General features: G+C 60.7%; 18 protein-coding genes. 1 reads left to right on the plus strand and 17 read right to left on the minus strand.

The window, feature by feature from the left end:
* Positions 1-23: 23 nt before the first annotated feature.
* From AB4N84_RS01520 to AB4N84_RS01595, 16 genes are all read right to left on the minus strand, one after another.
* Positions 24-956, minus strand: coding sequence for a ketoacyl-ACP synthase III (locus AB4N84_RS01520; protein ID WP_460044962.1), 933 nt, complete (start codon positions 954-956; stop codon positions 24-26).
* Positions 957-1,451: 495 nt separating this feature from the next.
* Complete coding sequence (gene pseI / locus AB4N84_RS01525; RefSeq protein ID WP_460044963.1) at positions 1,452-2,504, minus strand: pseudaminic acid synthase; 1,053 nt, start codon at positions 2,502-2,504, stop codon at positions 1,452-1,454.
* A complete protein-coding gene (gene pseG / locus AB4N84_RS01530) occupies positions 2,497-3,999 on the minus strand; it encodes a UDP-2,4-diacetamido-2,4,6-trideoxy-beta-L-altropyranose hydrolase (RefSeq protein WP_460044965.1) in 1,503 nt (500 codons plus the stop codon). Before pseG ends, pseI begins: the two co-directional genes overlap by 8 nt.
* Positions 3,996-4,697 (minus strand): pseudaminic acid cytidylyltransferase, encoded by a 702-nt coding sequence (gene pseF / locus AB4N84_RS01535; RefSeq protein WP_460044966.1) that lies wholly within the window; start codon positions 4,695-4,697, stop codon positions 3,996-3,998. Before pseF ends, pseG begins: the two co-directional genes overlap by 4 nt.
* Positions 4,694-5,314, minus strand: coding sequence for a pseudaminic acid biosynthesis-associated methylase (locus AB4N84_RS01540; protein WP_460044968.1), 621 nt, complete (start codon positions 5,312-5,314; stop codon positions 4,694-4,696). Before AB4N84_RS01540 ends, pseF begins: the two co-directional genes overlap by 4 nt.
* A 13-nt stretch (positions 5,315-5,327) precedes the next feature.
* Positions 5,328-6,494, minus strand: coding sequence for a UDP-4-amino-4,6-dideoxy-N-acetyl-beta-L-altrosamine transaminase (pseC, locus tag AB4N84_RS01545; RefSeq protein ID WP_460044969.1), 1,167 nt, complete (start codon positions 6,492-6,494; stop codon positions 5,328-5,330).
* On the minus strand, positions 6,491-7,492 hold the full coding sequence (gene pseB / locus AB4N84_RS01550; RefSeq protein ID WP_460044971.1) for a UDP-N-acetylglucosamine 4,6-dehydratase (inverting): 1,002 nt from the start codon (positions 7,490-7,492) through the stop codon (positions 6,491-6,493). The genes pseC and pseB overlap by 4 nt, the downstream gene beginning before the upstream one ends.
* Positions 7,493-7,517: 25 nt before the next feature.
* Positions 7,518-10,460 (minus strand): TIGR00180 family glycosyltransferase, encoded by a 2,943-nt coding sequence (locus tag AB4N84_RS01555; RefSeq protein WP_460044972.1) that lies wholly within the window; start codon positions 10,458-10,460, stop codon positions 7,518-7,520.
* Between the two features lie 170 nt (positions 10,461-10,630).
* Entirely contained in the window at positions 10,631-14,212 is a 3,582-nt protein-coding gene (locus AB4N84_RS01560; protein ID WP_460044973.1) for a glycosyltransferase, read from the minus strand.
* Between the two features lie 121 nt (positions 14,213-14,333).
* A complete protein-coding gene (locus AB4N84_RS01565; RefSeq protein ID WP_460044974.1) occupies positions 14,334-15,944 on the minus strand; it encodes a flagellar hook-associated protein 3 in 1,611 nt (536 codons plus the stop codon).
* A gap of 13 nt (positions 15,945-15,957) precedes the next feature.
* Complete coding sequence (gene flgK, locus AB4N84_RS01570) at positions 15,958-18,003, minus strand: flagellar hook-associated protein FlgK (RefSeq protein WP_460044975.1); 2,046 nt, start codon at positions 18,001-18,003, stop codon at positions 15,958-15,960.
* 10 nt (positions 18,004-18,013) lie between these two features.
* On the minus strand, positions 18,014-19,288 hold the full coding sequence (gene flgJ / locus AB4N84_RS01575; RefSeq protein ID WP_074758750.1) for a flagellar assembly peptidoglycan hydrolase FlgJ: 1,275 nt from the start codon (positions 19,286-19,288) through the stop codon (positions 18,014-18,016).
* 10 nt (positions 19,289-19,298) lie between these two features.
* Positions 19,299-20,408 carry a flagellar basal body P-ring protein FlgI gene (locus tag AB4N84_RS01580; RefSeq protein WP_346829846.1) on the minus strand — a complete coding sequence of 370 codons (1,110 nt, stop codon included), beginning with the start codon at positions 20,406-20,408 and terminating at the stop codon, positions 19,299-19,301.
* A gap of 13 nt (positions 20,409-20,421) precedes the next feature.
* Positions 20,422-21,135, minus strand: a complete 714-nt coding sequence (gene flgH, locus AB4N84_RS01585; protein ID WP_074758811.1) for a flagellar basal body L-ring protein FlgH — start codon at positions 21,133-21,135, stop codon at positions 20,422-20,424.
* Positions 21,136-21,245: 110 nt separating this feature from the next.
* Complete coding sequence (gene flgG, locus AB4N84_RS01590) at positions 21,246-22,034, minus strand: flagellar basal-body rod protein FlgG (protein WP_346829844.1); 789 nt, start codon at positions 22,032-22,034, stop codon at positions 21,246-21,248.
* Between the two features lie 47 nt (positions 22,035-22,081).
* Positions 22,082-22,822, minus strand: a complete 741-nt coding sequence (locus AB4N84_RS01595) for a flagellar basal body rod protein FlgF (RefSeq protein ID WP_074758744.1) — start codon at positions 22,820-22,822, stop codon at positions 22,082-22,084.
* 286 nt (positions 22,823-23,108) lie between these two features.
* Between AB4N84_RS01595 and AB4N84_RS01600 the strand changes: the two genes are divergently transcribed.
* Positions 23,109-23,285 (plus strand): hypothetical protein, encoded by a 177-nt coding sequence (locus AB4N84_RS01600; protein ID WP_167362128.1) that lies wholly within the window; start codon positions 23,109-23,111, stop codon positions 23,283-23,285.
* Between the two features lie 212 nt (positions 23,286-23,497).
* Here the strand turns inward: AB4N84_RS01600 and AB4N84_RS01605 are convergent, their stop codons facing one another.
* Complete coding sequence (locus tag AB4N84_RS01605; protein WP_460044976.1) at positions 23,498-25,306, minus strand: flagellar hook protein FlgE; 1,809 nt, start codon at positions 25,304-25,306, stop codon at positions 23,498-23,500.
* Between the last annotated feature and the right edge of the window lie 251 nt (positions 25,307-25,557).

Here is a 25,557-nt window from a genome sequence, read left to right on the forward strand (position 1 = left end):
GCTCAATCAGAAGCAGGTCAGGATCAGGGACGATAAATGATCGCCGAACCCCAGGACAAGCCTACGCCGAAACCACTGAGTGCCACGCGCTTCCAGGTCGCGTTGAGCACGTGCTTTTCTAGCAGGAGCGGAATGCTCGACGACACGGTATTGCCCGTCTCGAGCATGTCCTTGACGAACTTCTCAGGCGAGCTGCCTTCTTCGAAACGGCGGGCCACCGCGTCGACAATCGCGGCGCTGCCCTGGTGGATACAGAACGCATCGATGTCCGTCGATTGCAGACCCGAATCGGTGAGCAGCTCGTTCAGGTGCGCCGGAACCTTGACCAGCGCGAAGTTGAACACCTGACGACCGTTCATGAAGAAGGCGCCGTTGGTGGTCTTGAGGAACTCTGCGCCACCGCCGTCGGTGCCAAACTTGGATTTACCCAGTTGCCACGGCGCGCCGTCGCACATCCAGGTGGCGGTCGCGGCGTCGCCGAACAGCATGGTGGTGTTGCGGTCTTCCGGGTCGACGATCTTCGAATAAGGGTCAGCGGTGATCAGCAGGCCGTTTTTCAGGCCAGTGGCTTCCATGAAGCCTTTGAGCGCGTAGATACCGTAAACGTAACCCGAGCAGCCCAACGAAATGTCGAAGGCCGCCACATGGGTCGGCAGGCCGAGTTTGTGCTGAACGATGGCTGCGGTGTGCGGCAGGCCTTCTTCGTCACCGTTCTGGGTGACCACGATCACCACATCGATGGCGTCGCGCGAAAGCTCAGGGTTGTTGGCGAACAGCTGGTTGGCTGCTTCGACGCACAGGTCGGAGGTTTCCTGAGCATCGTCCTTGCGTGGCAAAAAAGCAGAACCGATCTTGCCGAGGATGAAGTCTTCATCCTTCCCGAATTTGGCACCCTGCGCGTAATTGTCAACGCCGGCTGCTGGCACGTAACTCGCTATGCTTTTAATGCCAATCATCATGGCTTCCCAATCAAAAACTGCTGAACATCGCCCGTCGCCCAAAGGCGAGGCATTGAAAATCCGGGGCTTGAAGCCGAAAAAAAAGGCAACCGGAAGACTCTGGCGGCTTCAGAAAGTCTCTGAAATCAGCCTGATGCCTTCATCGCCTGCAAGCACGATACAGTGAAGATGCCCGTTATGACTCACAGGTCACCAAAAGTTTTACAAGCTTTTAGCTGACCGATGGGTCCGGTGCAAGGGTCGATTGCCTTTCAGACAGGGAATAGACATGAAGGCGTCACTGATTCGATCCCGATCAACGACGCGGTTTTGGTGCAGGCAGCGTTTGGACACATGGGTTGAGTCAGTCAACATCACCGGTGTTTGAACCACCGCATTCGTCCGAAGTGCGGCCCAGCTCGTAACCTCGGGCTGCTCCTACACGTATGGCGTCGTGACGAGAGACAAATGCGATGGGTGGTTGACATCCTCAGTGTCGGACACACCGCGTTCCTAGCCAATCGCCTCCCAACTCAGGGCAGTTCCCCTGGCGAGGGCTCGGCGGGCGGTGCGGCCGAGGACGCTGTCGATGTGTTTGGGTGCCAGCCCCAGACCGGGTCGGATCGCGCGCACGTTGTCTTTGCTGAAGGCCTCGCCCTCTGCGATGTCCCGCACCACGTAGAGTGAGCGACGGAACACCAGCGATTTCTGCTCAGCCTGGGTCGCGCCGTATTGCACACGGCCCAAGCCTTGCCAGGCGCGCTCGGTCTCGACAACCAGGCTGGCCATTTCCGCAGGCTCCAGCGAAAAGCTCGCATCGACGCCGCCGTCGGCACGGTCCAGGGTGAAGTGCTTTTCGATGACCGTCGCCCCCATCGCGACCGCCGCGACGGACACGCCGACGCCCATGGTGTGATCGGATAACCCCACTTGGCAGCCGAACAGTCCCGCCAAATGCGGAATGGTCCGAATGTGGCTGTTTTCGGGTGACGCGGGGTAGGTGCTGGTGCATTTGAGCAATACCAGGTCCTTACATCCGGCTTCGCGCGCGGCACGCACGCTTTCGTCGAGTTCGGCGATGCTCGCCATGCCGGTAGAAATGATCATCGGCTTGCCGGTGGCCGCTACCTTGCGAATCAGCGGGATGTCGGTGTTCTCGAAACTGGCGATTTTGTAGGCCGGAACGTCGAGGCTTTCGAGGAAGTCCACGGCGCTTTCATCGAATGGCGTGGAGAACGCCAGCAACCCCAGTTCCCTGGCGCGGGCGAAGATCGGCGCATGCCACTCCCAAGGGGTGTGCGCTTGCTCATACAGCGCGTACAAGGACGAACCGGCCCACAGGCTGTTCGGGTCCTTGATGAAGAACTCACCCTCGGCGATGTCCAGGGTCATGGTGTCGGCGGTGTAGGTCTGCAGCTTGAGCGCATGAGCGCCAGCCTTCGCGGCGGCTTCAACAATGCGCAGTGCCTGATCCAGCGACTGGTTATGGTTGCCGCTCATTTCCGCGATGACGAACGGCGCCGCGTCCGGGCCAATGGTTCTGGAACCGATCTTGAAACTATTCATCGTTGAGCACTCGCTGAAAATGACGCTCGGCCTGGGCGTACCCGGCCTTCTGAAAAAGAGAAACGGACACGGCGTTGTCAGCCAGCACCTGCGCCTGAATGAGGCGGGTATCCGGCCAGTGGCGTCGCAGAAAGCGCTCGCCACTGGCCAGTAAAACCTGACCCCAACCGACGCCTGCATGGCCTTCGAACAGATAGATCGACACCTCGACGCTGTCCCCTTCACGGTCGTAACGCACCATGCCGACCGGCCCTCTTGGGGTATCGCCGATCAGGATCAGTCGCTGTGGATGCTCAAGGCTGCTCGCAAGCCAGGCGACATGGTTGTCCCAGTCGATCAGCTCGCGGTTGAAGGCCCATTGCCGGACATGCGCAGCATTGCGCCCTTCAAACAGCAACGTGGCGTCCCGTTCGGTGGCCCGACGCAGCGCCAGGACCGGCGCTGCCAGTACGACCGCCAGGCGTTGCGCGCCCTTGCCGTCCACCAGCGCCCGAGAACGCTCGGCGAAACTCTGGCGCAAATCGCGGTTGTGCCGCAATACCGCGACAGCGTCGACCAGCCGTTGCGGATCGAGGGTGTCATGCGCGCCCAGGTAAAGATGCCCACCCGCCTGCGCCAGTAATTGCGCGTTGAGTTGCTGGTTGTGGGCGACGGTAATACAGATCGTCGGCAAGCCCAAAGCCGCGCGCTCCCACGTGGTGCCGCCACCCGCGCCAATGAACAGATCGGCCTGCTGCATCAGGCCAAAAAAATCGCTCACCAAGGTGTGCAGTCGCCAGTTCGGATGCGCCTTGGCCAGTGCGCTCATGGCTTCCCATTCGGGATTGTCCAGCCCTGCGACGAAGTCTACGTACAGGTCATCGAAACCCTGCAGTGCCAACATCGTGGCATACACCTGACGCGCCGCATCGAAGCCACCAAAGTTGACCATCACCCGTTCCACGCGCGGCTTGACGGTGATCGGCTCGCACTGAAACTCATCGCGCATCAGCGCAAAGCGAGGGCCGAGGAACGTCTTGCAGTCGCCCTCGATCCATTGCGCGTAAGGATGATTCTGCGCTTGCGCGGCGAAGTTCTGATCCAGCAGCACGTCCACCGCATGGGGACGGTTGGCGAGGTCGTCAATCGCCATCAGGTGGTCGGCGAACCGGCGAGCGGCCCTTTCCCATCGCGCATCCAGCCCATAGTGATCGACAATCAGCCAGTCGTAGCGTTGCTGAGTGCCCAGCGCACTCGCCAGCGCATCGATATCGGCCTGCCACGGCAAGCACGCTTCGATGTCGGCCCCAGACGCCTCCTGCGGGTAGCGCTCCGGCAATCCAAGGGCGAAATAACCGTGATCGCTTAGACGCTGAAGCAGGTGCCCGGGCAATTGCCGACAGGCGAATATCACCTCCGCGCCATGCTTGCGCAAGGCATTGGCCAGCGTCAGGCAGCGCGCGATATGGCCGCTGCCGATCGCCATCGACGCGTCCGCCCGAATCAGTACCCTCACGGTTCCAGTTCTCCGCCCGCCTTGAGCGCCGCATACAGGTATTCAGCGCGCACCCAGTCTTCCTCGTTGTCGATGTCCTGTACCAGATGACGTGGCAGGACCACCGGCAGACTCTGCGACGAAAAAATCACGTCGCCACGCAACCACGCGTCGCTGCGACCCCAGTAAAACTGCCCCGCGTCCTGATAGGCCGCGGGCAAGTCCTGGGAGCGCACGTGGCGGTATTCGGGGTGCATGGAGTCCAGGCTGCCATCGTCGTTGATCAGCAGCGCCCGCTGGATCGGGAAACCAAAACCACAGACGGAAAAGGCATAGGATTTATCCGGCGCCGCTTGCAAGGCTTGAAAGCCCTGACGCAAAAAGCGGGCTTGCAGCAGCGGCGCAGTCGCGTAGATGCAACAGGTGAAATCGTAGCGTTGATCCAGCGTTTGAATGGCATGTTGAATCACCGCCGCCGTGCCGGTGTAGGCATCGGCCAGGTCGGCAGGCCGCATGAACGGCACGTCTGCGCCATGGGCACGCGCCACGTCGGCAATTTCATCGTCGTCGGTGCTGACCACGACGCGTTCGAACAGGCCGCTGGCCAGGGCCTTGCGAATCGACCCGACGATCATCGGTTCGCCGTTGAACAGCTTCAGATTCTTGCGAGGAATCCGTTGACTGCCGCCGCGCGCCGGAATGATCGCCACCGCGCTCATGGACGTTTTTCCAGCAGGAACCAGGTGATATCGTCCACCGGAAACTGCGGATCACGGTGATAACCGAAGCCGTAATCGAGCAGGTGCAGATCGGCGAAACGATCGAGCATCTCGCCCGCGAAATCCCGCTTGAACAGCTTGCCGCTGTTACCGCGATAAGAGACCTCCACCGGCGCCGGGTTGTAGTACTCGGCGATCAACACATAGCGCGAACTGAGGTGATACAGCTGGTCGTACGCCTTGCTCAGCAGCTCGGGCGCCAGGTGAATCAGCACGCCCTTGGTGAGGGTCAGGTCATACCGGCGCTCACGGGGGAAGTCGAACAGCGAGCCTTGCCAGATGTCGCCAATGTTCAGCGATTGCGCCTGTGCGTGCGCCTTGACGTTGATTTCGACCCCTTGGAATTCACAGGTCGGCAGTAATTGACTCAGCGCCAGCAAGTTGTTGCCGGTGTTGGTCCCCAGCTCAAGCACGCTCTTGAGCCCGTGCGCGCGCCCCAGCGCCTTGGCAAACAGCGCGACGTTGGCCGACACCAGCGCGTGCCCCTGATTGCGTTCCACGTACTGATCGCCGAAATCGCCTTGCCAGAATTGTTCTTGTTCAGTCAGATCACGCATGTCTTGCGTCCGTCTATTCAGAAACGATCAACAGCTGTTTTAGCTGATCAATCACATAGTCTTGTTGGGCATCGGTCATCGCCGGGAAAAGCGGCAGACTGATGGCTTGCGCGTAATAGGCTTCTGCCTCGGGGAAGTCACCCGCCATAAACCCCAGGTCCCGATAGTACGGCTGCAGATGCACCGGGATGTAATGCACGTTGACGCCGATGCCCGCCGCGCGCAAGCCTTCGAACACCTGCCGATGGCCGAGGGTCAGACCCGCGGTCTGCAGACGCACGACGTAAAGATGCCACGCCGACTCGGCCTCGGCTTGCAACGTCGGCAGGGTGAGCGGCAGATTGGCAAGCAGGCGTTGATAGCGCGCCACGAGTTCGCGACGACGGGCCAGAAATCCCTCGAGCTTGTTCAACTGCGACAAACCCAGCGCGGCCTGCATGTCGGTCATGCGGTAATTGAAGCCCAACTCGATTTGCTGGTAATACCACGGCCCATGGCTGGGCTCGTCCATCTGCGCGGGATCGCGGGTCATGCCGTGGCTGCGCAGCCGACGCAGCCGTTCGTCCAGCTCGGGACGATTGGTCAGCACCAGACCGCCTTCGCCTGTAGTGACGATCTTCACCGGGTGGAAGCTGAACACGGTCATGTCGGCAAATTCACCGCAGCCCACCGGGCGTCCGGCGTAGCGCGCGCCTACGGCGTGGGACGCATCTTCGATGACCGTGAAATCGTAACGACGGGCCAGTTCAGCCACCGCGCGCATGTCGCAGCTCTGCCCCGAAAACGCCACGGCCACCAGCACTTTGGGAAGTGTGCCGGTGCGCTCGGCGGCTTCGAGTTTGCGTTCGAGGGCCTGAGCATCAAGGTTCCAGGTCAGCGGGTGGATGTCGACGAAATCGACGTCGGCGCCGCAGTAACGACCGCAGTTGGCCGACGCCAGAAACGTGTTGGGACTGGTCCACAATGCGTCGCCCTCGCCCAGGCCGGCCGCCAGACAGGCGATGTGCAGCGCCGCCGTGGCATTGCTGACCGCCACGCCAAAGCGCGCTTCACAGCGCTCGGCCATGGCTGCTTCGAAACGCTCAATCGTCGGGCCTTGGGTCAGCCAGTCGGACTTGAGCACTTCGACCACTGCATCGATGTCCGCCTGATCGAGGCTCTGGCGACCATACGGAATCATGGCTGGATGGCAGCGTGCAGATCGCCGATCTGGCGGACCGACATGAAGTCGGGGTTGGTGTCGGAGCGGTACTCGAAGTCATCGGACACCGGCTGACCTTTTTCGCCCGTCGCGTCGACAGCGAAATCGGTGTCGACGTTGTTGAACCGGATCGACGGCACGATGGTGTAGTGATCCTTGAACTCAAGGGTCATGCGGGCGTCATCCTGCGGGACCATGAGCTCGTGAAGCTTTTCGCCCGGACGAATCCCGACCACCTTGTGCGGCAGTTCGGCCGCCATGGCGTGGGCCAGATCGACGATGCGCACCGAAGGGATCTTGGGCACGAAGACTTCACCCCCGTGCATGCGTTCGAAACTCTGCATCACGAAGTCGACACCATGGTCCAGGGTGATCCAGAAGCGCGTCATGCGCGGGTCTGTGATCGGCAGTTCCCTGGCACCGCCTGCGATCAGCTTGTTGAAGAACGGCACGATCGAACCGCGCGAACCCGCCACGTTGCCGTAGCGCACTACCGCAAAACGAGTCTGCTCTTCCCCGCCGATGTTGTTGGCGGCCACGAACAGTTTGTCCGACAGCAGCTTGGTCGCGCCGTACAGGTTGATCGGGCTGGCGGCCTTGTCGGTGGACAGCGCGATGACTTTCTTCACGCCGTTGGCAATCGCGGCCGCAATAATGTTTTCCGCGCCATTGACGTTGGTGCGGATGAACTCGGTCGGGTTGTACTCCGCCGCGGGCACGTGCTTCAGGGCTGCCGCGTGCACGACATAGTCGATGCCGCGCATGCCCTGCTGCAACCGGTCGGCGTCGCGCACATCGCCAAGAAAATAACGCATGCAGGGCGCATTGAATTCCTGCTGCATTTCGTACTGCTTGAGCTCGTCGCGGGAGAACACCACCACGCGCCGGGGCTGATAGCGCTCCAGCAGCGTGCGGATGAACTGACGACCGAACGAGCCGGTCGCGCCAGAGATGAAGATTGATTTGCCGTTAAACATGACTGCGTCCTTTAACGAGGCGACTTCAGACGAGCCACTGCTGCCAGTTCACACCGCTGGCTGCGCCAAGGGTGAAGCCGGTTCCGGTCAATGCCAGGTTCTGGTTATAGGCCAGGTCGTGATCGAACGCGTCGGCCCATTTTTCCTGCAAGGCAGCCAGAGCGATTGGAGCATCAGGCTGGTGGCCAGGGTGAATGATGTGCACCTGAGGGGTCCAAACGGTGAGGAACCCGTTCTGCCCGATTTTCAGGCACAGATCGACGTCTGCGTACGCCAGGGCAAACTGATCGTCATCGAAACCGTCCACCGCGTTGAACAGCGCCTTGCGTACCATCAGGCAGGCCCCGCTCACCGCCGAATAGTTCTGCTCCAGCATCAGACGTTGCAGGTAACCTGGTGCATCCTTGGCCTGCCCCAGAAAAGCCGACCCGACTGCGCCGTTCATGCCCAGGATCAGACCCGCGCCGGTGACTGCACCGTCGCGATCGATCAGCTTGGCGCCCACCACACCCACTTCTGGACGCATGGCGTGATTGAGGAGCGCGTCGATCCAATTTGGATTGACCACCTCACTCTCCGGCGACAAGAAGACGAGGTATTCACCCTCGGCGTGCTGCGAGGCGGTGTTGGCCAATGCCGCATTGCTCAGACGCGTCTCACTGCGCAGGATACGGATACGTTTGTTCTGCTGCTGTTGGCGGTCGAGCCACTCTCGCAGCTCAGCGGACTGACTCCCGTTATCGGCGATCAGCACCTCATAACGGGTGTAGCGCGTGCGCTGCAGGATGGCTGTCAGGCAACGTTGCAGCTGAGCCTGATTGTCCTCGCTGCGCAGGATCAGCGAGACCAGCGGGCGCTCGCTGTGGCGGTAGTCAATCTGCCAGGTGCCCGGCAACGAGGAGGTGACTTGAGCCTTGTAACCCAGCGCACTGAGGTGCCGGGTGAGCGTCAGCCGCTCGTCAGTATTGTCTTGCAGGCTTGGCGCATCAGCGATCAGCAGGGGCTCATCCAGGTGTGCCAGCCACGCAGGGCCGCCCTGTTCGATGATGCGCAGCAAGAGATCGAACTCCAGAGCGCCCGCGTAATCCGGGGAGTAACCGCCGACATCAAGCAGCACATCCTTGCGCACCAACCAATGGCGAGCCATCAATGCAGGAACTCGCAACAGCAGGTCCAGATTGAACCCCGGCCTGAAGATGTCCTTCAGCGCGCCATTGGACGAACGCTGGACTTCATCCCCCGCTACCGCACGCACTTGCGGCGCATCCTGCAACTCCAGTGCAGCGCGAAGCAAGCCGCTGGAGATGAATTGATCGCCCGCCTCTGCCAGCAGCAACCAGGTGGACATCGACTGCCGTGCGATCTGATTGAGTTTGTCGACGTAGTTGCTTTTGCTGACTTTGACGAAATGCAGCGTGTTCTGAACCGAGGTCGCCACCGGTGGCTCGCCTGTGGTGAACACGACAATCTTGAACGACCGATACGCACCCTCGACGAGGCTGTCCAGGGTGACCTGAAGTTTTTCCAGATCGTCGTCAAGGTCCAGCAGAAAAATGCCGAACTGAGGCGCTGCGCCGCGCCGGATCAGGGACTCGTTGGCTCGAGCGGCCTCATCGGCGCTCGGAAGACGGGCATCCAGCCACTGGAGCAATTGCCCTGACGGCGTGGCTTGCAGCAACTGATGACGATCAACGGTGGCGACCTCGCCCAGACGTTGCAGCCATGCGTGCATGCCGCGTGCTTCGTCCGGCTCATTGAGCGTGTCCAACTGATCGGCCAGTTGCGCAATCACTGCCGTGTTGAACACATTGATGTCCAGCGCTTTCCACAGGCGGTCGGTAATGGTCTCCGGTGTATCGTTGTCATGCCGCGCCAATAACTGCGCCTGCACAACCCAAGCCCCTTCCAGCGCTAGCAGTTGCGCATCGCCCGCTGGAATCGCACCGATGAGAAATTCGATGTCGGCCAACTGGTCGAAGAACATCTGATTGTAGAAAGGCAACTCCACGTACTGATTCGAGCCGAACTGTCGGACCGGATCCGCCAGCGGGCTTTTCCATGTCGACTCGACAATCAGTTCATGGGCCGAGGCGGCGTCCTCACGAACACATTTGAGCAGTGTCTCGAAGCTTTTGAGTACAAACCCTTGCGCAGCCCGCGCGTCGTGCCCCAGCGCCGTCTTTGACATCGAGGCCAGGAACTCGGCGAACGATTCTCGCGAGCCCTTGGATGCCGGATCGGCGTTGCTCAACGCGGCGACCTGTTGCGCCTTATTGCGAGCGGGCGCATCCGCCACCTCGCGCACCGCATAAGGCATCGGCAGCACGCGCGCCTTGGCGCTGGCGAACAGGTACCAGGCGACGCCGATTTCGTGCCATTGCGAACTGATGCCTTGTGGCATGGAACGGTACCAATGACGCAGCAATTCGGTACGCGTGACGGCGTGAAACGGCGAGATGAATGCGCCCATCGCCTGCAGAATTCGCTCCTGCACGTTCTCCGAGCTGAAATTCTCCAGGACTTTTTTATCGCGGCGGAAGTAGTCGACCTGGTGGCCGGTACTGCGATAGCTGAGCGAGTAACCGTGACAAAAACCGTAGTCAGGATGGTCCTGCAAAAAACTCACGCTCTCGGCCATCGCATCAGGGAGGATGAAGTCATCATCATGAGCAAAGGTCAGGTAAGGCGTGGTGACGAGCTCGGCAACATGGGCACGCTTGTCTTGCTCACTGGCCTGGGCGAGCTGTGGCACGTGCAGGTAAGTGACCAGGGGTGCTCGGATGCAATCATCGCCCTCTGCCAGAAGCGATGAGTCCAGCACCAGCACCGGGCCGGCGTAAGCACGGTAGTACTGCAGCGTGCGACGCAAAAAGTCAGACCGGTCTTGCGTCAGCACGACCAGTGTATTGAGCTCGCTTGACGCTGCGGTTTTTTTGACACTGGACGCTTGAGTCGTAACGCCGGACATTGCCCATCCCCACCGAAATTGAAGTCGAGGCCTTGATAATCGGCCTCACAGGCCATGCACCGCGCCGGAAAATCTGCGGTGCATGGCGTTATTCAGGGGAGATTGCAGGAAACGCGCCAGCTCGGTTCGCTGGCGTGGGTTCATCAGCGGCCAGTGCCGGTCATCGATGCCTAGTCCGCCAGCCAGCCGTTGACCCAATATTGAAGGTTATCGCCGCGCAGCATGAAGTCGCGCATCACCGCTTCGAGCAGGTCGTCCCCCATGCGATAGCTCGCATCAGGATCCGCGAGGTGCATGCGAATCGCTTCCAGCCACTCCTCGGTGGAGTTGGTGGTGATGCGGGTACACGGCAGGTAACCCCGATACGCCTCGGTGTCCGTGCAGATCACCGGATAGCCGCACGCGCCATACTCCAGCAGACGCAGGTTGCTCTTGCAGTCATTGAAAATGTGGTACTCCAGCGGCGCCAGTGCCAGGTCGAGGTTGAGACTGGACAACTTGGCCGGGTAGGCCTCAAGACTTACAGCCGCATGAAACTCCTTGAGGTAGGGCCGTAGTTCTTCAGGGCACATGCCGAAGAACACCCAATCCACTTCATCGGCCAGTTCACGGATGACCTGCGCAATGATCTCCAGATCGCCGCCATGACTGGTGCCCCCACCCCAGCCCACTCGCGGCTTGAACGACGTGCGACGCTGGGCTCGACGCCCCGTCCACAGGTGGGGAGCAAGCATGTTCGGCACCACACGGATGTCGTGATGCATTGACGACAACGCATTGCCCAATGCCTGGGTCGACACGACAACGCGGTCACACAGACTGATCCCCCGGCGCACCACTGCCTCCAGGTTAGTGGGCATGTGTCGGCCATGGGCGTTTTTCTTTGGCACGCTGATCACGTAGTCATCAAGCTCAAAGATCCGACGCGCATTCGAGAAGGTCTTCAATCGCACCGTGTCTTCCATGGACGCTTCGTGATAACGCCCCTGCAGCACAATGACGTCGGGCGAACGACGCTCCAGCTCAATGGTGGTCGGTGCATCGTACGAGATCTGCCCTATGATCCTGTCCGCCGCGGCCAGCTCGGTAAACGGCTGGGTCACCCGATAATGACCCACTGCGGTCGCGTTCATCGGCAACGCCAACACACTGGGTAACGAGCGCTCGGAGAACGGCGACCACCCCGTGCGCAAGCCGGGGTCAAGGCGGAAGCTGTAGGCGTCAAGGGTCAGGCTCGGGTTGTAGGCAGGGTCTCGGGCAACGATCGGCAGCCAGCGCAGGTACAAGGTTTCGAGCGCTTGGGTGCGGCTTTGCTGGGCCGCTTCATCCACCGGGCTGCCCGATTGATCGCCCAGCGCCATCACTGCATACGGCGTCCAGACCACCCGATAGCCGAGTTGCCGAATACGCAAGCACAGATCCACTTCGCTGAACGTATCGGCGAACGCGTCAGCGTCCAGCGTCCCCGCCTCATCGAATACCGACTTGCGCACCATCAGGCAGTCCGGGCCGACGGCACTCAGGTCCTGAACCACCTGCAAGCGCTGCATGTAACCCGGTGCCTGCAGTGACTCGCCGTAGAACGGCGTCGCTGCGGCATTCTGCAGACCCAGGATCATGCCCGCATGAACGATGGCACCATTGGGATCGAACAGTTTGCCGCTGACCACACCGACCTCAGGCCGTTGTGCATGGATCAGCAGCTCATCCAGCCAATCCCCCTGAGTGATGACGATGTAGGGGTTCAGCATCAGCAGGTATTCGCCGCGTGCATGCAGGGCCGCCAGATTGCGCAAGTGGGTGACGCTGGTTTGCTGCTCGCAAAACAACACCCTCACCTTGTCGCCTCCCATACCGGCCAGCTCGTTCAACCAGGCCAGCGCGTCTGTGCTGTCGCTGGCATTGTCGACGATCAGCAGTTCGTAGTGAGCATAAGCAGTGTGCTCAAGTACGGTTTCAACACAGCGCTGCAACGCGGCCAGCTGATTACGATGACTGACGATGATCGACACCCGTGGCCGATCGTCATGGCGGTAGTCGATACGGTTCAACAGCGCCTGATGACCCTCACGGATCTGATGGGCGATCCCGCAACGTTGCAGATGCGCGTGCACCACGCGCGGATTCTGCTCGATCACAGCGCTGGAGGTCAGCCATTGCCCCAACGGGAACTGGCTTTCCAGCAACAGGTCGGCCACATGGCCGACCACCGCGTCGCCGTCAGCCTCAACCAGACGCCACAACGCGTCATGGGGTGCCATTTCGCCGAAATCGGCGTCGAATCCACCGAGGTCCAGGAAACGCTGACGGTTGAATGCCAGCGCTCGGCCAACGTAGGGATAGCTGCGCAAAAAGTCGAGGTTGAACGCCGGTTTGAACACCGGCTCCGCCGATTCGCCCTCGCGAAGCGCACCTTCGTCACTGTACAGACACGCCAGTTGAGGCGACGTGGCAATGCGATCGGCCAGGGTGAGCAACGCCGGGCGGACCAAACGGTCACCTGCACGGAGCAGATAGAACCAATCCGCGCCCTCAAGCTGAGCCAGTAAACCGTTCAACTGTGTATGCCAGTCGCTCTCCAGCGGCAGCTTGAACACACGGTCTTCCAGCACTGGCTCGCTGACCGACTCGCTCAGCAAGAGTACAAGATCTGCCGGATAAAACTGTTCAGCGAGGCTGTCGAGCGTCAGCGTACGACGGGCACTGCGGTTATGGTCGTCGACGACCACTGCGACGATTTTCGGCTGCATCGGCAAGCGATGCAGCCGGTCAGGCAGCAATGCCAACTGCTGCGGCGTGAAGGTGCGGCAACTGAGCCATTGGGCGTACAACTCGGCGAAGCTCTGGCTGTCGACACCGACCTTGAGTGGCAGCACCGCCTGCTGACTGCCCAACGTTCGGCTCAGCGCCAATTCCTCCCAGACACGTGGCTGTTTGCCCGCGTTCTCCAGCTCCACATAACGCACCCAACCCTGGGCCGGGGGCGGCTCGCTGGTGCGTGCCTTGAGCAGGTCCACCAGCCACTGCAGTTCATTGACGGCAGCGGTGCGCATCGCTTGCTGGCGGCTCAGACGCTCCGGATGAAGACGCTCCACGCTCAATACCTGGTTGAGCACGACCAGATTTCCGCGACGCAGCAGACAGGTATAAAGCGCCAGATCGAGCATGGCAGCGAAGCCCTGCTCTGCCCCCGTCAGCGCCGGAAAGAACGCCTCGACGTCCGCACGCCGAAACAGGGCGCTGGTGAAACTGCCGAGAAAATTGGAGGGGAAATTCTCGAAAATCGCCAGCATGTCAGTGCCCAGAAAAACTGAGTTTTTGGGGGCCACAGGGGTGTTTTCGAGGCGCGAAGGCAGCTGGATGCTGTCCGCATCCCACAGAAAACGCTGCGCCAGCACCAGGTTCACGTCAGCGTTCTGATCGAAGGCCTGGGCCTGTAGCGTCACACACCCGGGGAACAGACGGTCGTCGTCGCACAGAAACTTGATGTATTCACCACGCGCCTGGGACAAGCATTGCTTCAGGTTGCCAACAAATCCCAGACGCTGGGGATTGCGCACATAACGCAACGGCACGCTGCTCAGCGCTCGGAGACTCTCGACGACGTCACTGATCTCGTTGCCACGGGAGTCGTCACAGACGATGACTTCCAGACGGCTGTAGGTCTGGGTCAGTGCGCTGGCAAGTGCCGCTTGAAAGAAACGGGGGTTGTAGGCGGGAATGACGATGCTGACGAGAGGAACTGAATTCACGGGCGGACTCACGAGCGGCGCCTCCCCTTGCTCCAAGGATCGGCCTAACCGCTGACAATAACGGTTGATGCTCAGCGGCGGCGGCGCCTGTCACACAGGACGCCGCCTTCCGGTGGTGCGATTACAACTTGCTGAACAGGTTCAGCGCGGACAGTTGGGTAAACACCAGTTGCGATGCCTGCAGCATGGTTTTCTGCAAGGTCAGACGCGCAATGGCATCCACCGGGTCAGACGCCGTGATCGTGCTCGACTCGGTGGTACCGTTGTCGAGCAGATTCTGGTTGGTCACACCCTGGTCGGTCGCTGTGGCCGAGCGGGCACCGCCATCGCTCACCGCGTCGCTGATCTGGTTGGCCGCGCTTGTCAGGTTGCCAATGGTCGAGGTCAAGGTAGCTTGCAGGTTCTGCTTCGCGACGGGGTCGCCATCGACCTTGCCGTTGAGTGCAGTGATCATGTTCGACAACGTGTTCAGTACGTTCTGGGTCTGCTGACTCGACGACTGAGCGGTGAATTGATCACCTGCGACCGGCGCAGGTGGTGTACCGCTGAGCGTGAAGGTCACACCGGCTGCAACCGCCTGGTTGGCGACCGGCGTGCCGCTCAGGGTGCTACTGGACACCGGCGAGCTGGTGGCCGGGTCGTAAGGTGCTGCGTACAGATCGAAGTTGGTGGCGCTGGTGAATCGAAGAATGGCGCCGCCGGACGGGAAGGTCTTGTCGAACGTGGCCTGGTCCGTGACCGTGGATCCGGTGATCACGGTGGTCGACGGGTTACCCGGCAGACGCGCCGTGCTGACGGTACTCGGAGACACGGCCAACTGGAAGCTGTGCGCGGGCGTGGTCAGGGCCGTATCGGCCAACGACGAATCCGCGTACTGAGCGTCGGTCAGGTTGATGTTCAGGTTCAGTTCCAGGCCACGGAAGCCGATGGTCTGGTTGGCCGCGCTGGTGGAGCTGAATTTGCCGGCGGAGGTGGCTTCGGCCGTGACGTCTGCCCCGGAACCGTCCGTGATCTTGTACTGCGTGCTGCTCAGGAAGGTAATGCTGTAAGGCTGCCCCCCCGTGAACTTGCTGTTGTAATCGGCCGAATTGCTGACGCTGCCGCCGGACAACGAGACGATGCCGTCGTCGGTCGCCGGCGAGGTGCGCGTGGTCGAGGTGCGCGTGGTGTTGACCGCCTGCTCGAACGCATCCCAGCCTGTGGTGTTGCTGGCCATGCTGATGCCGCTGCCGATCGCCAGTGTGTTGCGCGTCTGGTCGCCCTGGTAGCTGTAGGTGCCATCCGGGTTGACCGCATACGGCGGCGTGCTGGATTTGGAGCCCGAGAACAGGTAGGAGCCGTCGGCATCCTTGCTGTTCATCAGGCCCAGAATCTGCGTCTGCAATTCTTTGAGCTCGGCAGCGCTCGCCTGACGGTCTTTGTCGGTGTAGGTGGCGTTACCCGCCGCCAGCACCAGCTCCTGAGCGCGCTGGATAGACGAGGTGATCGCGTTCAGCGCGGTTTCGGTGTTCACCACACCGGTGTTGATGGTGTCGATGTTGGACGTGTACTGATTGAGCATCGTGCCCATCTGCTGCAGCTGCAGCACACGCGCCGCACCCACCGGGTCATCGGCAGCCGTATTCAGCTTGATCTGACTGGCGACTTCGTCACCGGTCTTGGTGACGTTGGCATAGGTGCGCGAGTAGTTTGCAGCGCTGGTTTCGTAAAACTGAGAAGTAGAAATACGCATGGATTACGACCCCTTAAAGACTGTTGATCAGCGTGCTGAAGATGGCTTGAGCCGCTTTGATGATCTGCGATGACGCCGTGTAGTACTGCTGGTACTTGACCAGGTTGGCGGCTTCTTCATCCAGCGAAACGCCTGAGACACTGTCCCGCGAGCTTTTTGCCTGGGCCAGTACGGCCGTCGTCGCCGTGGCATCGTCCTTGGCTTGAGCGGCCTGAGACCCCACCGTCGTGATCATCTTGCTGTTGGCATCGCTCATGCTCATGCCGGTGCCGTTGCCCGAGGCCGTGTCTATCGTCTGCTTGGTCTGCAGGCCCATCGCGAGCTCGGCGTTGCGGTTGTCGGAGGAGCCCGCACCGGTCAGGTTGATGCTGTAGGTGTCGCCCGATGCAGGTGATCCTGAGATGGACATGCCGATCTTGAAGGACTGCGCGGTGCCGGAAGAGTCGGTGTACCCCACTTCCATGCTGATGTCGTTGTTCTTACCAGGGACGATACTGCCGGTGATCGGGTTGCCGTTCTTGTCGTTAACCGCGTTTCCCTTTGAATCGAGCAATGCGTAGCTCTGACTGCCATCCGCAAGAAGCGCCCCCATCTGCAGGCGCATCGGCGTCGCGCCGCCAATCGCCTTGCGCATGTCCGCGGTGGCCGTGGGGTTGTAGATATCGGCCTGCGTGGTCAGGGTCGGTTGGGAGAACGTGCCGGTACCGGTGTTACTGCCGGTCGTACCTGTCAGCGGCGCGGCCACGGCGAGGGTCTTCGGATCGGTCATCACCGTCTTGATACCGCTGGCGGCAGTGTTCGTCGGACTGACCTTGAAGCTGTCACCGGCGGCCACTGCGCCGCCGCTCAGCTTCAGCGAGAAGCCGTCGATGACCGGAGGTGGCGTCGTGGTCGTGCTGTAGGCGCCCATGTCCTTGCCGTCCGGCAGGCGGGTGACGCTGTAACCGGTGGCGCTGGTAAACGTCACCTGATAATCGTTGGTCGTGAGAGCGCCTGTGTTGGCGATGGTCACGTCCAGATTACCTGAGCCTGCGCTGTTGCCCTTGGTGGCAATGCTGCGCTGGCTGGTCAGGCTCGGGTCGTTGATGCTGTTGAACAGGTTCGAGCCGAAGTCGCCGTTGGCGTCCACACCCTGATTCATCTGCTGGTTCATCTGGTCGGAGACCACCAGCGCCAGACGGCCCAGCTCATTTTGCGCAGGCTGCAAGACGTCGCTGCGATAGCGCAGCAGACCGCCGATGGTGCCGCCGGTCACGACCGACGATACGTCGACGCTGCTGTTCTGGTAATTGAGCTTGAGCGAGTAGACGTTCGGGTCGCTGTCGCTTGGGCCGGCACTCAGCGTGTTGGCCTTGTTGCCGGTGACCAGCGGCTGACCGGTACCGATGTAGATGTCGTAGCTGCCGTTGTTGTCGACGACCTTGGCGCCTACCAGATCGTTGAGCTGGCGCACCGCTTCGTCACGGGAGTCGAGAAGCGAGTTGGGCTCGGCACCGGTGGCTTTGGCCTGGGTGATCTGGGAATTCAGGTTGGCAATCGAAGACGCCAGCGAGTTCACCTGACCTGAAAGCGAGGTCAGCTGGGTATTGACGCTCGCATTCTGGTCCTTCATCTGCGAAGAGATGGCGTTGAACTGCCCTGCCAGCGCTGAGGCACTGGTCAGAAAGTTAGTGCGCTCAGCCGAGCCCGTCGGCTTGGACGAAAGTGCCTGCAAATTAGAGAAAAACTTGCTCAAGACCGAACTGATCCCGGTGGAGCTGTCAGACAGGATCGAGTCCAGCTTGCTCGCCTGCCCCAGGTACGCCTGGGCGTCGGAGTTGAGCGATGTACTGGTTTGCACTTGGGTATTCAGGAAGCCGTTATAGATCCGGCGCACGTCGGACAGCGTGGTACCGGTGCCGATGAAACCCACGCCGATGTTCTGCTGCGCACCGGAGGTGGTCATCACCTGCTGACGCGAGTAACCCAGCGTGTCAACGTTCGCAGTGTTGTTGCCGATGGTGGTCATCGCTGCACTGCTGGCGTTCAGTCCCGAAAGCCCAATTGAAATCAGTGACATGGTTCAAACCTTATAAAGTCGTGGAAGAGCCCGATGCGGCTGCGTAGTTCTGGTAACTCTTCATCTGTTTCGCTATTTGAGAAATCTTGCTGGCATAGTCCGGGTCCGTGGCGTAACCGGCCTTCTGCAGCTCTTTCACAAACTGTTCCGGGTTATCGGCCGATTTCAGCGTCGCTTGATAGCGATTGTTGTTCTGCAGGAAGCTCACCAGGTCATGGAAGCTGCTGGCGTACGAGTCGTAGGAACGGAAGTCCGCCGTCTCCTTGACCATCTTGCCGTCACGGAACTCGCTGGTGATCGCGCGGGCTTCAGGGCCTTGCCAGTTACCCTGTGCCTTGATGCCAAACAGGTTGTGACTGCTGCTGCCGTCGGACTGACGCATGATCGATTTGCCCCAGCCGGTTTCGAGCGCCGCCTGCGCCACCAGCACGGTCGGATCGACGCCGATACGCGCGGCGGCGTCCTTGGCCAGCGGCAGCATGGTCGAGACGAATTCGTCGGCGTTGGCGAACGCCGCCTTGCCCGGTGCCAACGGGGTCTGCACCCGGCTGCGCACATAGGCATTGGCCTGGGCGTTGAATTCCGGGCCGATGGTCCAGTCGCCATTGCCCTGACTGCCGGCTTTTTTGGCGGCGTCGACGGCATTGGCAACGGCGATGCGATTCTTCAGCGTGGTCGCACTGGCAGCGGCATCCTGCGTGCCCGAGGTGTTCGGCACGATACCTGCCAGGATCCGGTCGCTGAGCTTGCTCGGGAGTGACAGGCGACGGGAATTCAGGGCGGCGACGTCGTTGTGCGGCGTGCCGTCGGCCGACGTGGCAGGCGCGGCAACGGAACGTGTTGCCCACAGCGGACGCTGGGCAATTCGAGTTGCCAACCCCGGCTGCGCCGAAGCGGCGTCAGGCTTGGCAGCGGCATTAAGTGCGTTGGTCGCAGGCGCGATTTCGGTGGTCTTGTTCTTGGACAGTTGACGCATCAACACGTCCTGCAGACCGATACCACCGCCCTCGCGAGACATGCTCACCGACAATTGCTGGTCGTACATGTCCTGATACTGCCGCGTGGCTGCGGTGTTCATCGGGTTGTCCTTGGCCAGCACTTCGTTGGCCGAACGCATGGCCTTGAGCATCTGGCTGACGAACAGCGACTCGAATTCCTGCGCCACCTTCTTCAGGTTGGCATCGCTGTCGCGGTCGCCTGTCTTCAAGGCGGTCAGACGATTGAGGTCGGTATACGCCCCCGAATCGCCAGCAGTACTGGACGGACCGCCACTTGGAATACTCATCGCTGCGCCCTTAAATCACGATCAGATCGGCTTGCAATGCGCCGGCCTGCTTGAGTGCTTCGAGAATGGCCATCAAGTCACCCGGGGCTGCGCCCACCTGGTTAACTGCACGCACGATTTCGTCCAGCGTGGTGCCGGGACCGAACTTGAACATCGGGTGCAGCTCTTGCTGCGCGTTGATCTTGGAACGCGGGACCACGGCGGTCTGGCCGTTGGAGAACGCACCCGGCTGACTGACCACCGGGTCTTCGGTAATGGTCACGGTCAGGCTGCCGTGGGTCACCGCAGCAGGCGACACCTTGACGTTCTGACCGATCACGATCGTGCCGGTACGCGAGTTGATGATGACCTTGGCCGAGGTCTGGCCCGGATCGATTTCCAGGTTTTCCAGCACCGACAGGTAATCGACGCGCTGGTTAGGGTCCAGCGGCGCGGTCACGCGCACAGAGCCGCCGTCCAGTGCCTGAGCAACGCCAGGGCCAAGCATGTCGTTGATCTTGTCGACGATGCGTTTGGCGGTGGTGAAGTCGTTGCGGTTAAGGTTCAGCGTCAGCGAGTTGCCCTGATTGAAACCGCTCGGCACCGCGCGCTCCACCGATGCACCGCCCGGGATACGACCCGACGACGGAACGTTGACAGTGATCTTGGAACCGTCACGGCCTTCGGCATCAAAACCGCCAACCACCAGGTTGCCCTGAGCGACCGCATACACGTTGCCGTCGATACCTTTCATCGGGGTCATCAACAGGCTGCCGCCGCGCAGGCTTTTCGAGTTACCGATGGACGACACGGTGATGTCGATCTGCTGACCCGGTTTGGCAAACGGTGGCAGGTCGGCGTACACCGCCACGGCCGCAACGTTTTTCAGCTGCACCGTGCCCGAACCCGCCGGCACCTTGATGCCGAACTGCGAGAGCATGTTGTTGAAGGTCTGCAGGGTGAACGGCGTCTGGGTGGTCTGGTCACCCGTGCCGTTCAGGCCCACCACCAGACCGTAACCGATCAATTGGTTGGTCCGCACGCCGGAAATGCTGGCGATGTCCTTCAGGCGCTCGGCGTGTGCGCCGATGGCCGTGGTGAACAGCAGCGCTGCCGCTATCAGTTGCTTGAACGTGATCATGGCTATCCCGGTATCAGAAAGGGAACAACGGGCTCAGGAAGAATCGGTCGAACCAGCCTGGCTGACTGGAATCGGCAAACGCCCCTGTACCGGAATATGTGATGCGCGCATCGGCCACGCGAGTGGACGACACGGTGTTGTCGGTGGCGATGTCATCGGCACGGATGAGGCCCGCGATACGCACCAGCTCATCGCCGGTGTTGAGCGTCATCCATTTCTCGCCACGCACCGACAGAATGCCGTTAGGCAGCACATCGGCCACGGTAACGGTGATCGAACCGGTCAGGCTGTTGCTCTGCGCGGCCTTGCCGTCGCCCTTGGTGGCGCGGTCGCCGGAGTAACCGGCGTCCAGGCTCAGGTCGCCGCTGCCCACTGGATTATTGGTGTTCACGCCCACGCCAAACAGCGACGACAGGCCGACACTGGTTTTGCTGGTCTTGCTGATCCCGGAACTGGCCGCCTTGCTGGCTGCCATTCTCTCGGACAGGGTGATGGTGATGATGTCACCGACCCGGTAGGCCTTGCGGTCGCCATAGAGGTTCTGCTCGAAACCGGCCTGATAGATCGAACCGTTGTTCGCCGCCGAAGGCAGCGGCGTTCGTGGCAACACCGGCGCGTAGTAAGGGTCATTGGGTTTGGCCGAAGGCGCAACGCAACCTGTCAGCAGCGCGATACCGCACAGCGGTGCTGCCAACAGGGAAAGCCGCAATACAGAAAGCCGTTTCATGACACTTAAAACCTCGCGGTGTAGCAGGCGGTTTTCAGGCGCCCCATCGGATTGATCAGGTGTTTCGTTGAAGAACATCAGGTGTCTCAGGCTCCGTTTACAACGCCGGATTACAAGTTCTGCGTCACGTACTGCAGCATCGAGTCGGCGGTCGAGATGACTTTGGAGTTCATCTCGTAGGCGCGCTGAGTGGTGATCATGTTCACCAGCTCTTCCACGGTGCTGACGTTGGAGTTTTCCAGGGTGTTCTGCTTGACCACGCCCAGACCGTTCAGACCTGGCGTACCGACCTGCGGCGCACCGCTGGAAGCGGTTTCCAGGTACAGGTTGCCGCCTTGCGATTGCAGGCCGGCCGGGTTGATGAAGTCGGCGGTCTGGATGTTGCCGATGATCTGTGGCGTCGCGGTGTTGGTCGACGTGGTGATCGACACGGTGCCGTCTTCACCGACCGTGAAGGTCTGCGAGTCTTGTGGAACGACAATCGCAGGCTCCAGCGCATAACCGTTGGAGGTCACGATCTGGCCGTTCTGGTCGAGGTGGAACGTACCGTCGCGGGTGTAGGCCAGGGTGCCGTCAGGTTGACGGATCTGGAAGAAACCACGGCCGTTTACCGCCATGTCCAGCGGCTGGTTGGTGGTTTGCAGGCTGCCCGCCGTGAAGTTTTTCTGCGTGCCGACGATGCGCACACCGGTACCCAACTGCAGACCGGAAGGCAGCTCGCTGTCCTGAGTGGACTGAGCACCTGGCTGACGCTTGATCTGGTAGAGCAGGTCCTGGAACTCGGCGCGATCACTTTTGAAACCCGTGGTCGAGACGTTGGCCAGGTTGTTCGAAATGGTGGTCAGGTTGGTGTCCTGAGCCGCCAGGCCGGTTTTCGCTACATAGAGTGCCGGAAGCATTCGTGTTTCTCCTCGAGCGCCTGATTATCGGCGCAAGCTGTCAGTCATTAGCCCATTTGCAAGACGCGAGCCATCGACTCGTCATCCTGCTCGGCGGTCTTCATCATCTTGATGTGCAGTTCGAATTGACGGGACAACGCCAGCACCGAGGTCATTTCCTCGACGGCGTTGACGTTGCTCGACTGCAGGAACCCGGATTCCACCTGCACATCGGCATCGGCCTGCGCCGGTTTGCCGTCTTTGGTGTGCATCAGACCGTCGGGGCCTTTTTCCATGTTCGCCAGGTTCGGCTTGACCAGCTTGATGCGGTCAATCTCAGCCATGACCTGCGGGCTTTCACCCAGGGAGCGAACGCTGATCGTGCCGTCGGCGCCGATCTCGATCTGCTGCTGAGGCGGCACGGCAATCGGCCCGCTGTTGCCCATGACCGGCAAACCATTGCCATCACGCAGCACGCCGAGGGCGTCAATGTTCATGCTGGAAGTGCGGGTGTAGGCCTCACCGCCGTCGGGGGTCTGGACCGCCATCCAGCCATTGCCCTTGACGGCAACGTCCAGTTCACGACCGGTGTCGATCATCGAACCCTGGCTGAAGTCGGTGCCCGGACGCTCGCTCATGGCATAGGCGCGCGACGGGTTAACCTCGCCAAACACCGGCATCGAGCGGGCCTGTTCAAGGTCGCGCTGAAATCCGTTGGTCGAGACGTTCGCCAGGTTGTTGGCATGGGCCTTTTGCGCAATGGCGTTTTCCGACGCACCGCTCATGGCCACGTAAAGCAACTTGTCCACAGTCTTCCTCCTCCGACAGACGTTTGCCGCCTGTAGCTGTACTGCAGAGGTCATAGCAATAATCGAACCAGTTTTTCAGCGGCGATACAAAGTGCTGATTTTCCAATGCTTACGGGGCCAAATCACTGTCGCTGACCGAGACGATTTCCAGCCGCGACGGTGGACCGCCGCTTTGTGCGAAATCCGTCGTCTGCGCCGCCAAAAAAATTTCGCGTGAGGCGCTTTAACCGAGGAGCGATAATTGCAGCGATTTGCTCACCGGCCTTTTTTGCCACAGGAACCTGCCATGCGCTTGCCGCTCGTCCTCGCCCTCCTCCTCGCCTGCTCCACCGTGGCCGTTGCCGCGCGAGCGCCGTATTACCTGTGGCAAGGAAAGGACAAAACCGTCTGCGCACAGACCAGCCCTGGCAAGGGCTGGACCAAGGTCAGCAGAGGGTTTGTGAAGGCTGATTGTTCTATTTGAGTTGAATCGGGTGCTGGCACAATCATTAACCCTTTAAGCAAGCATCCAGTCCACGCCTGTGGGAGCGAATTCATTCGCGAGAGGCGTGGGCAGGCGATAGAGATCCATCGCCAGCTCGACCGCATCGCGAATAAATTCGCTCCCACAGGGTTAGTCGATAGCCTTTGGAAAGGCGGCGCACCCGGCATCCGCGCACGCCGCCATCCTCTCGATCACGTCGCCCGGATCAACGTCTGCATCAACTCGGCCTCAGTGGACAGCGTTTTCGAGTTCGCCTGGTACGCCGTCTGCGCCTGAATCAGCTCCACCAACTCCTGCGACAAATCGACGTTGGAGCCCTCCAGTGACTGCTCGGCGATACTGCCCAGACTGCCGATCGCCGCCCCGTCGTACTGGGCGACGCCCGATTCATGGGTTTCTTTCCAGCGCGTGCCGGTGATGGCCTGCAGACCCTGTTCGTTGGTGAAACTGGCAAGCATGACCTGACCGATCTTGCGGTGCAGGCCGTTGCTGAAACCGGCACTGATGACACCCGTGCGATCAATCGAGATCGCCCGGATTTCCCCCGGCGCATGCCCATCGACCACCGGCGAGGTCAAGGCCGTGGGTGCGCGGTACTGGCTGAGCTTGCTCATGTCCATGACGATCCCGTCACCGTTGGCCGAAGCGCCATTGCTGCCCCACGAACTGCCGGGGCGACCGCCCTCCATCGGCTTGGCCGGCACCCAGCCCGTCAGGGTCAATGTCTGGCTCGCCCCCACCAACCCGGCACCGCCAACCAACGACTGCAAGTTGCCACGACTGTCGAACAGCATGCTCGCCGTCACCGGATCCTTGCGGCTGGGGTCCTGGGGGTTCAGACCGTCGACCAGCACATGCATCTTCCAGCTGTTGCTGCCGTCCTTGACGAAGTACTGCGCCATCGGGTGCGCGTTGCCAAGGCTGTCGAACACGGTTGAGGTGAACACCTTGTTGTAGGTGGACAGGTCGTTCGGGTTGAACGTCGGAACCGGACGCGGGATGACGGCGTCCGTCGGGCTGAGCAAACTGCCGCTGCCATCGCTGAGCGGGATGGAAATCGGACCGGCATTGGCCGCGTCACTCGGCACCCAGCCGCCATTGACCTTGATCGCCGGGCGCCAGTCTCGCAGGGCCAGTTCAGTGTTGGACGTCTTGTCGATCGCCGCCGAATTGCCGGTCAGGGACAGCGCGCCGTTGGGCGCAGTGTGCAACCCCACTTCCAGCGGCGACCTGTTAGAAGGGTCCAGCGGATTGATGCCGTCGATGAGGATATACGAGGTCCAGGTGTTGTCATCGAGCTTGACGAAGTATTGCTTGAGCTCATGATCCTGCGGTGGCACAGCGGCTTTTGCCGGGACCACGACGGTGCTGTTCCCCGCAGCGTCGATACCCAGAACCTCCTTCACTTCCGGCACGCCCGCGTCCTGAATCGTGCGGCTGACCATACGTGTATACGTACGTGAATCATCGGGATTGAAACGCGGAACAGCCGCCAGCGAAGCCGTGGCGGCGTCAAGGTTTACGGTCTGCCCCACCTTGCTCGTGGGTTCAGGTGCAAGATTGGCGGTGTCGATTTTCAGGTCACTTCGCACCCCGCTGATGAGTTCGCCTTCGTTATTGACGCCATACCCTTGCAACCGACTGCCCTGGGCATCGACCACGAAGTTTTCCTTGTCCATGTGAAAGGCCCCCGAGCGCGTGTAGCTCAATGCGCCGCCGTCGCTCATCACGAAAAAACCCTGGCCCTGGATCCGCATGTCTAGCGGGCGTCCCTCGCTCGATTTAGCGCCCCCCTGCGCGAAGTTTTGCGAGACATCCGCCACGCGTACGCCATCACCTGAAGATCGACCGCTCCCCAGGCCTGCAGAAGAATAAACCGCGGCGAATTCCGCGCGCGAAGACTTGAAACCTGAGGTATGGACGTTGGCAATGTTATTGCCGGCAACTTCCATTCGTTTATGCGCCGCGTGCAGACCGGCCACTGCGATGTTGAATGACATGAACTCTCCCTGAGCCGCTATGCACGGCACGTCCGTCAATGCATGGGTTTCGCAGGCAAACGAATGCGATCGAAAGCGACCTTTCAATGGCATTTATTTGTCAGCGAATTTGAGTCTCGCATTAACGGAAGTAGGAAATTTCCAGGAAGAGAGTGGGATGACTCTTGATGTTTTTTGCACCGCATGGGGCGGCTGTGCTGCTGTGATTCGGATGAAGATCCTGTTTGGAATGACGCTGATGGTTCGTCCTG

The organism is Pseudomonas sp. S2_H01, assembly GCF_054668305.1.

Excerpts from the sequence above, each read along its gene's own strand:
- AB4N84_RS01520 (WP_460044962.1), bottom strand. The coding sequence starts at position 956 with ATGATTGGCATTAAAAGCATAGCGAGTTACGTGCCAGCAGCCGGCGTT.
- pseI (WP_460044963.1), bottom strand. The coding sequence starts at position 2,504 with ATGAATAGTTTCAAGATCGGTTCCAGAACCATTGGCCCGGACGCGGCG.
- pseF (WP_460044966.1), bottom strand. The coding sequence starts at position 4,697 with ATGAGCGCGGTGGCGATCATTCCGGCGCGCGGCGGCAGTCAACGGATT.
- AB4N84_RS01540 (WP_460044968.1), bottom strand. The coding sequence starts at position 5,314 with ATGCGTGATCTGACTGAACAAGAACAATTCTGGCAAGGCGATTTCGGC.
- pseC (WP_460044969.1), bottom strand. The coding sequence starts at position 6,494 with ATGATTCCGTATGGTCGCCAGAGCCTCGATCAGGCGGACATCGATGCA.
- pseB (WP_460044971.1), bottom strand. The coding sequence starts at position 7,492 with ATGTTTAACGGCAAATCAATCTTCATCTCTGGCGCGACCGGCTCGTTC.
- AB4N84_RS01555 (WP_460044972.1), bottom strand. The coding sequence starts at position 10,460 with ATGTCCGGCGTTACGACTCAAGCGTCCAGTGTCAAAAAAACCGCAGCG.
- AB4N84_RS01565 (WP_460044974.1), bottom strand. The coding sequence starts at position 15,944 with ATGCGTATTTCTACTTCTCAGTTTTACGAAACCAGCGCTGCAAACTAC.
- flgK (WP_460044975.1), bottom strand. The coding sequence starts at position 18,003 with ATGTCACTGATTTCAATTGGGCTTTCGGGACTGAACGCCAGCAGTGCA.
- flgJ (WP_074758750.1), bottom strand. The coding sequence starts at position 19,288 with ATGAGTATTCCAAGTGGCGGTCCGTCCAGTACTGCTGGCGATTCGGGG.
- AB4N84_RS01580 (WP_346829846.1), bottom strand. The coding sequence starts at position 20,408 with ATGATCACGTTCAAGCAACTGATAGCGGCAGCGCTGCTGTTCACCACG.
- flgH (WP_074758811.1), bottom strand. The coding sequence starts at position 21,135 with ATGAAACGGCTTTCTGTATTGCGGCTTTCCCTGTTGGCAGCACCGCTG.
- flgG (WP_346829844.1), bottom strand. The coding sequence starts at position 22,034 with ATGCTTCCGGCACTCTATGTAGCGAAAACCGGCCTGGCGGCTCAGGAC.
- AB4N84_RS01600 (WP_167362128.1), top strand. The coding sequence starts at position 23,109 with ATGCGCTTGCCGCTCGTCCTCGCCCTCCTCCTCGCCTGCTCCACCGTG.
- AB4N84_RS01605 (WP_460044976.1), bottom strand. The coding sequence starts at position 25,306 with ATGTCATTCAACATCGCAGTGGCCGGTCTGCACGCGGCGCATAAACGA.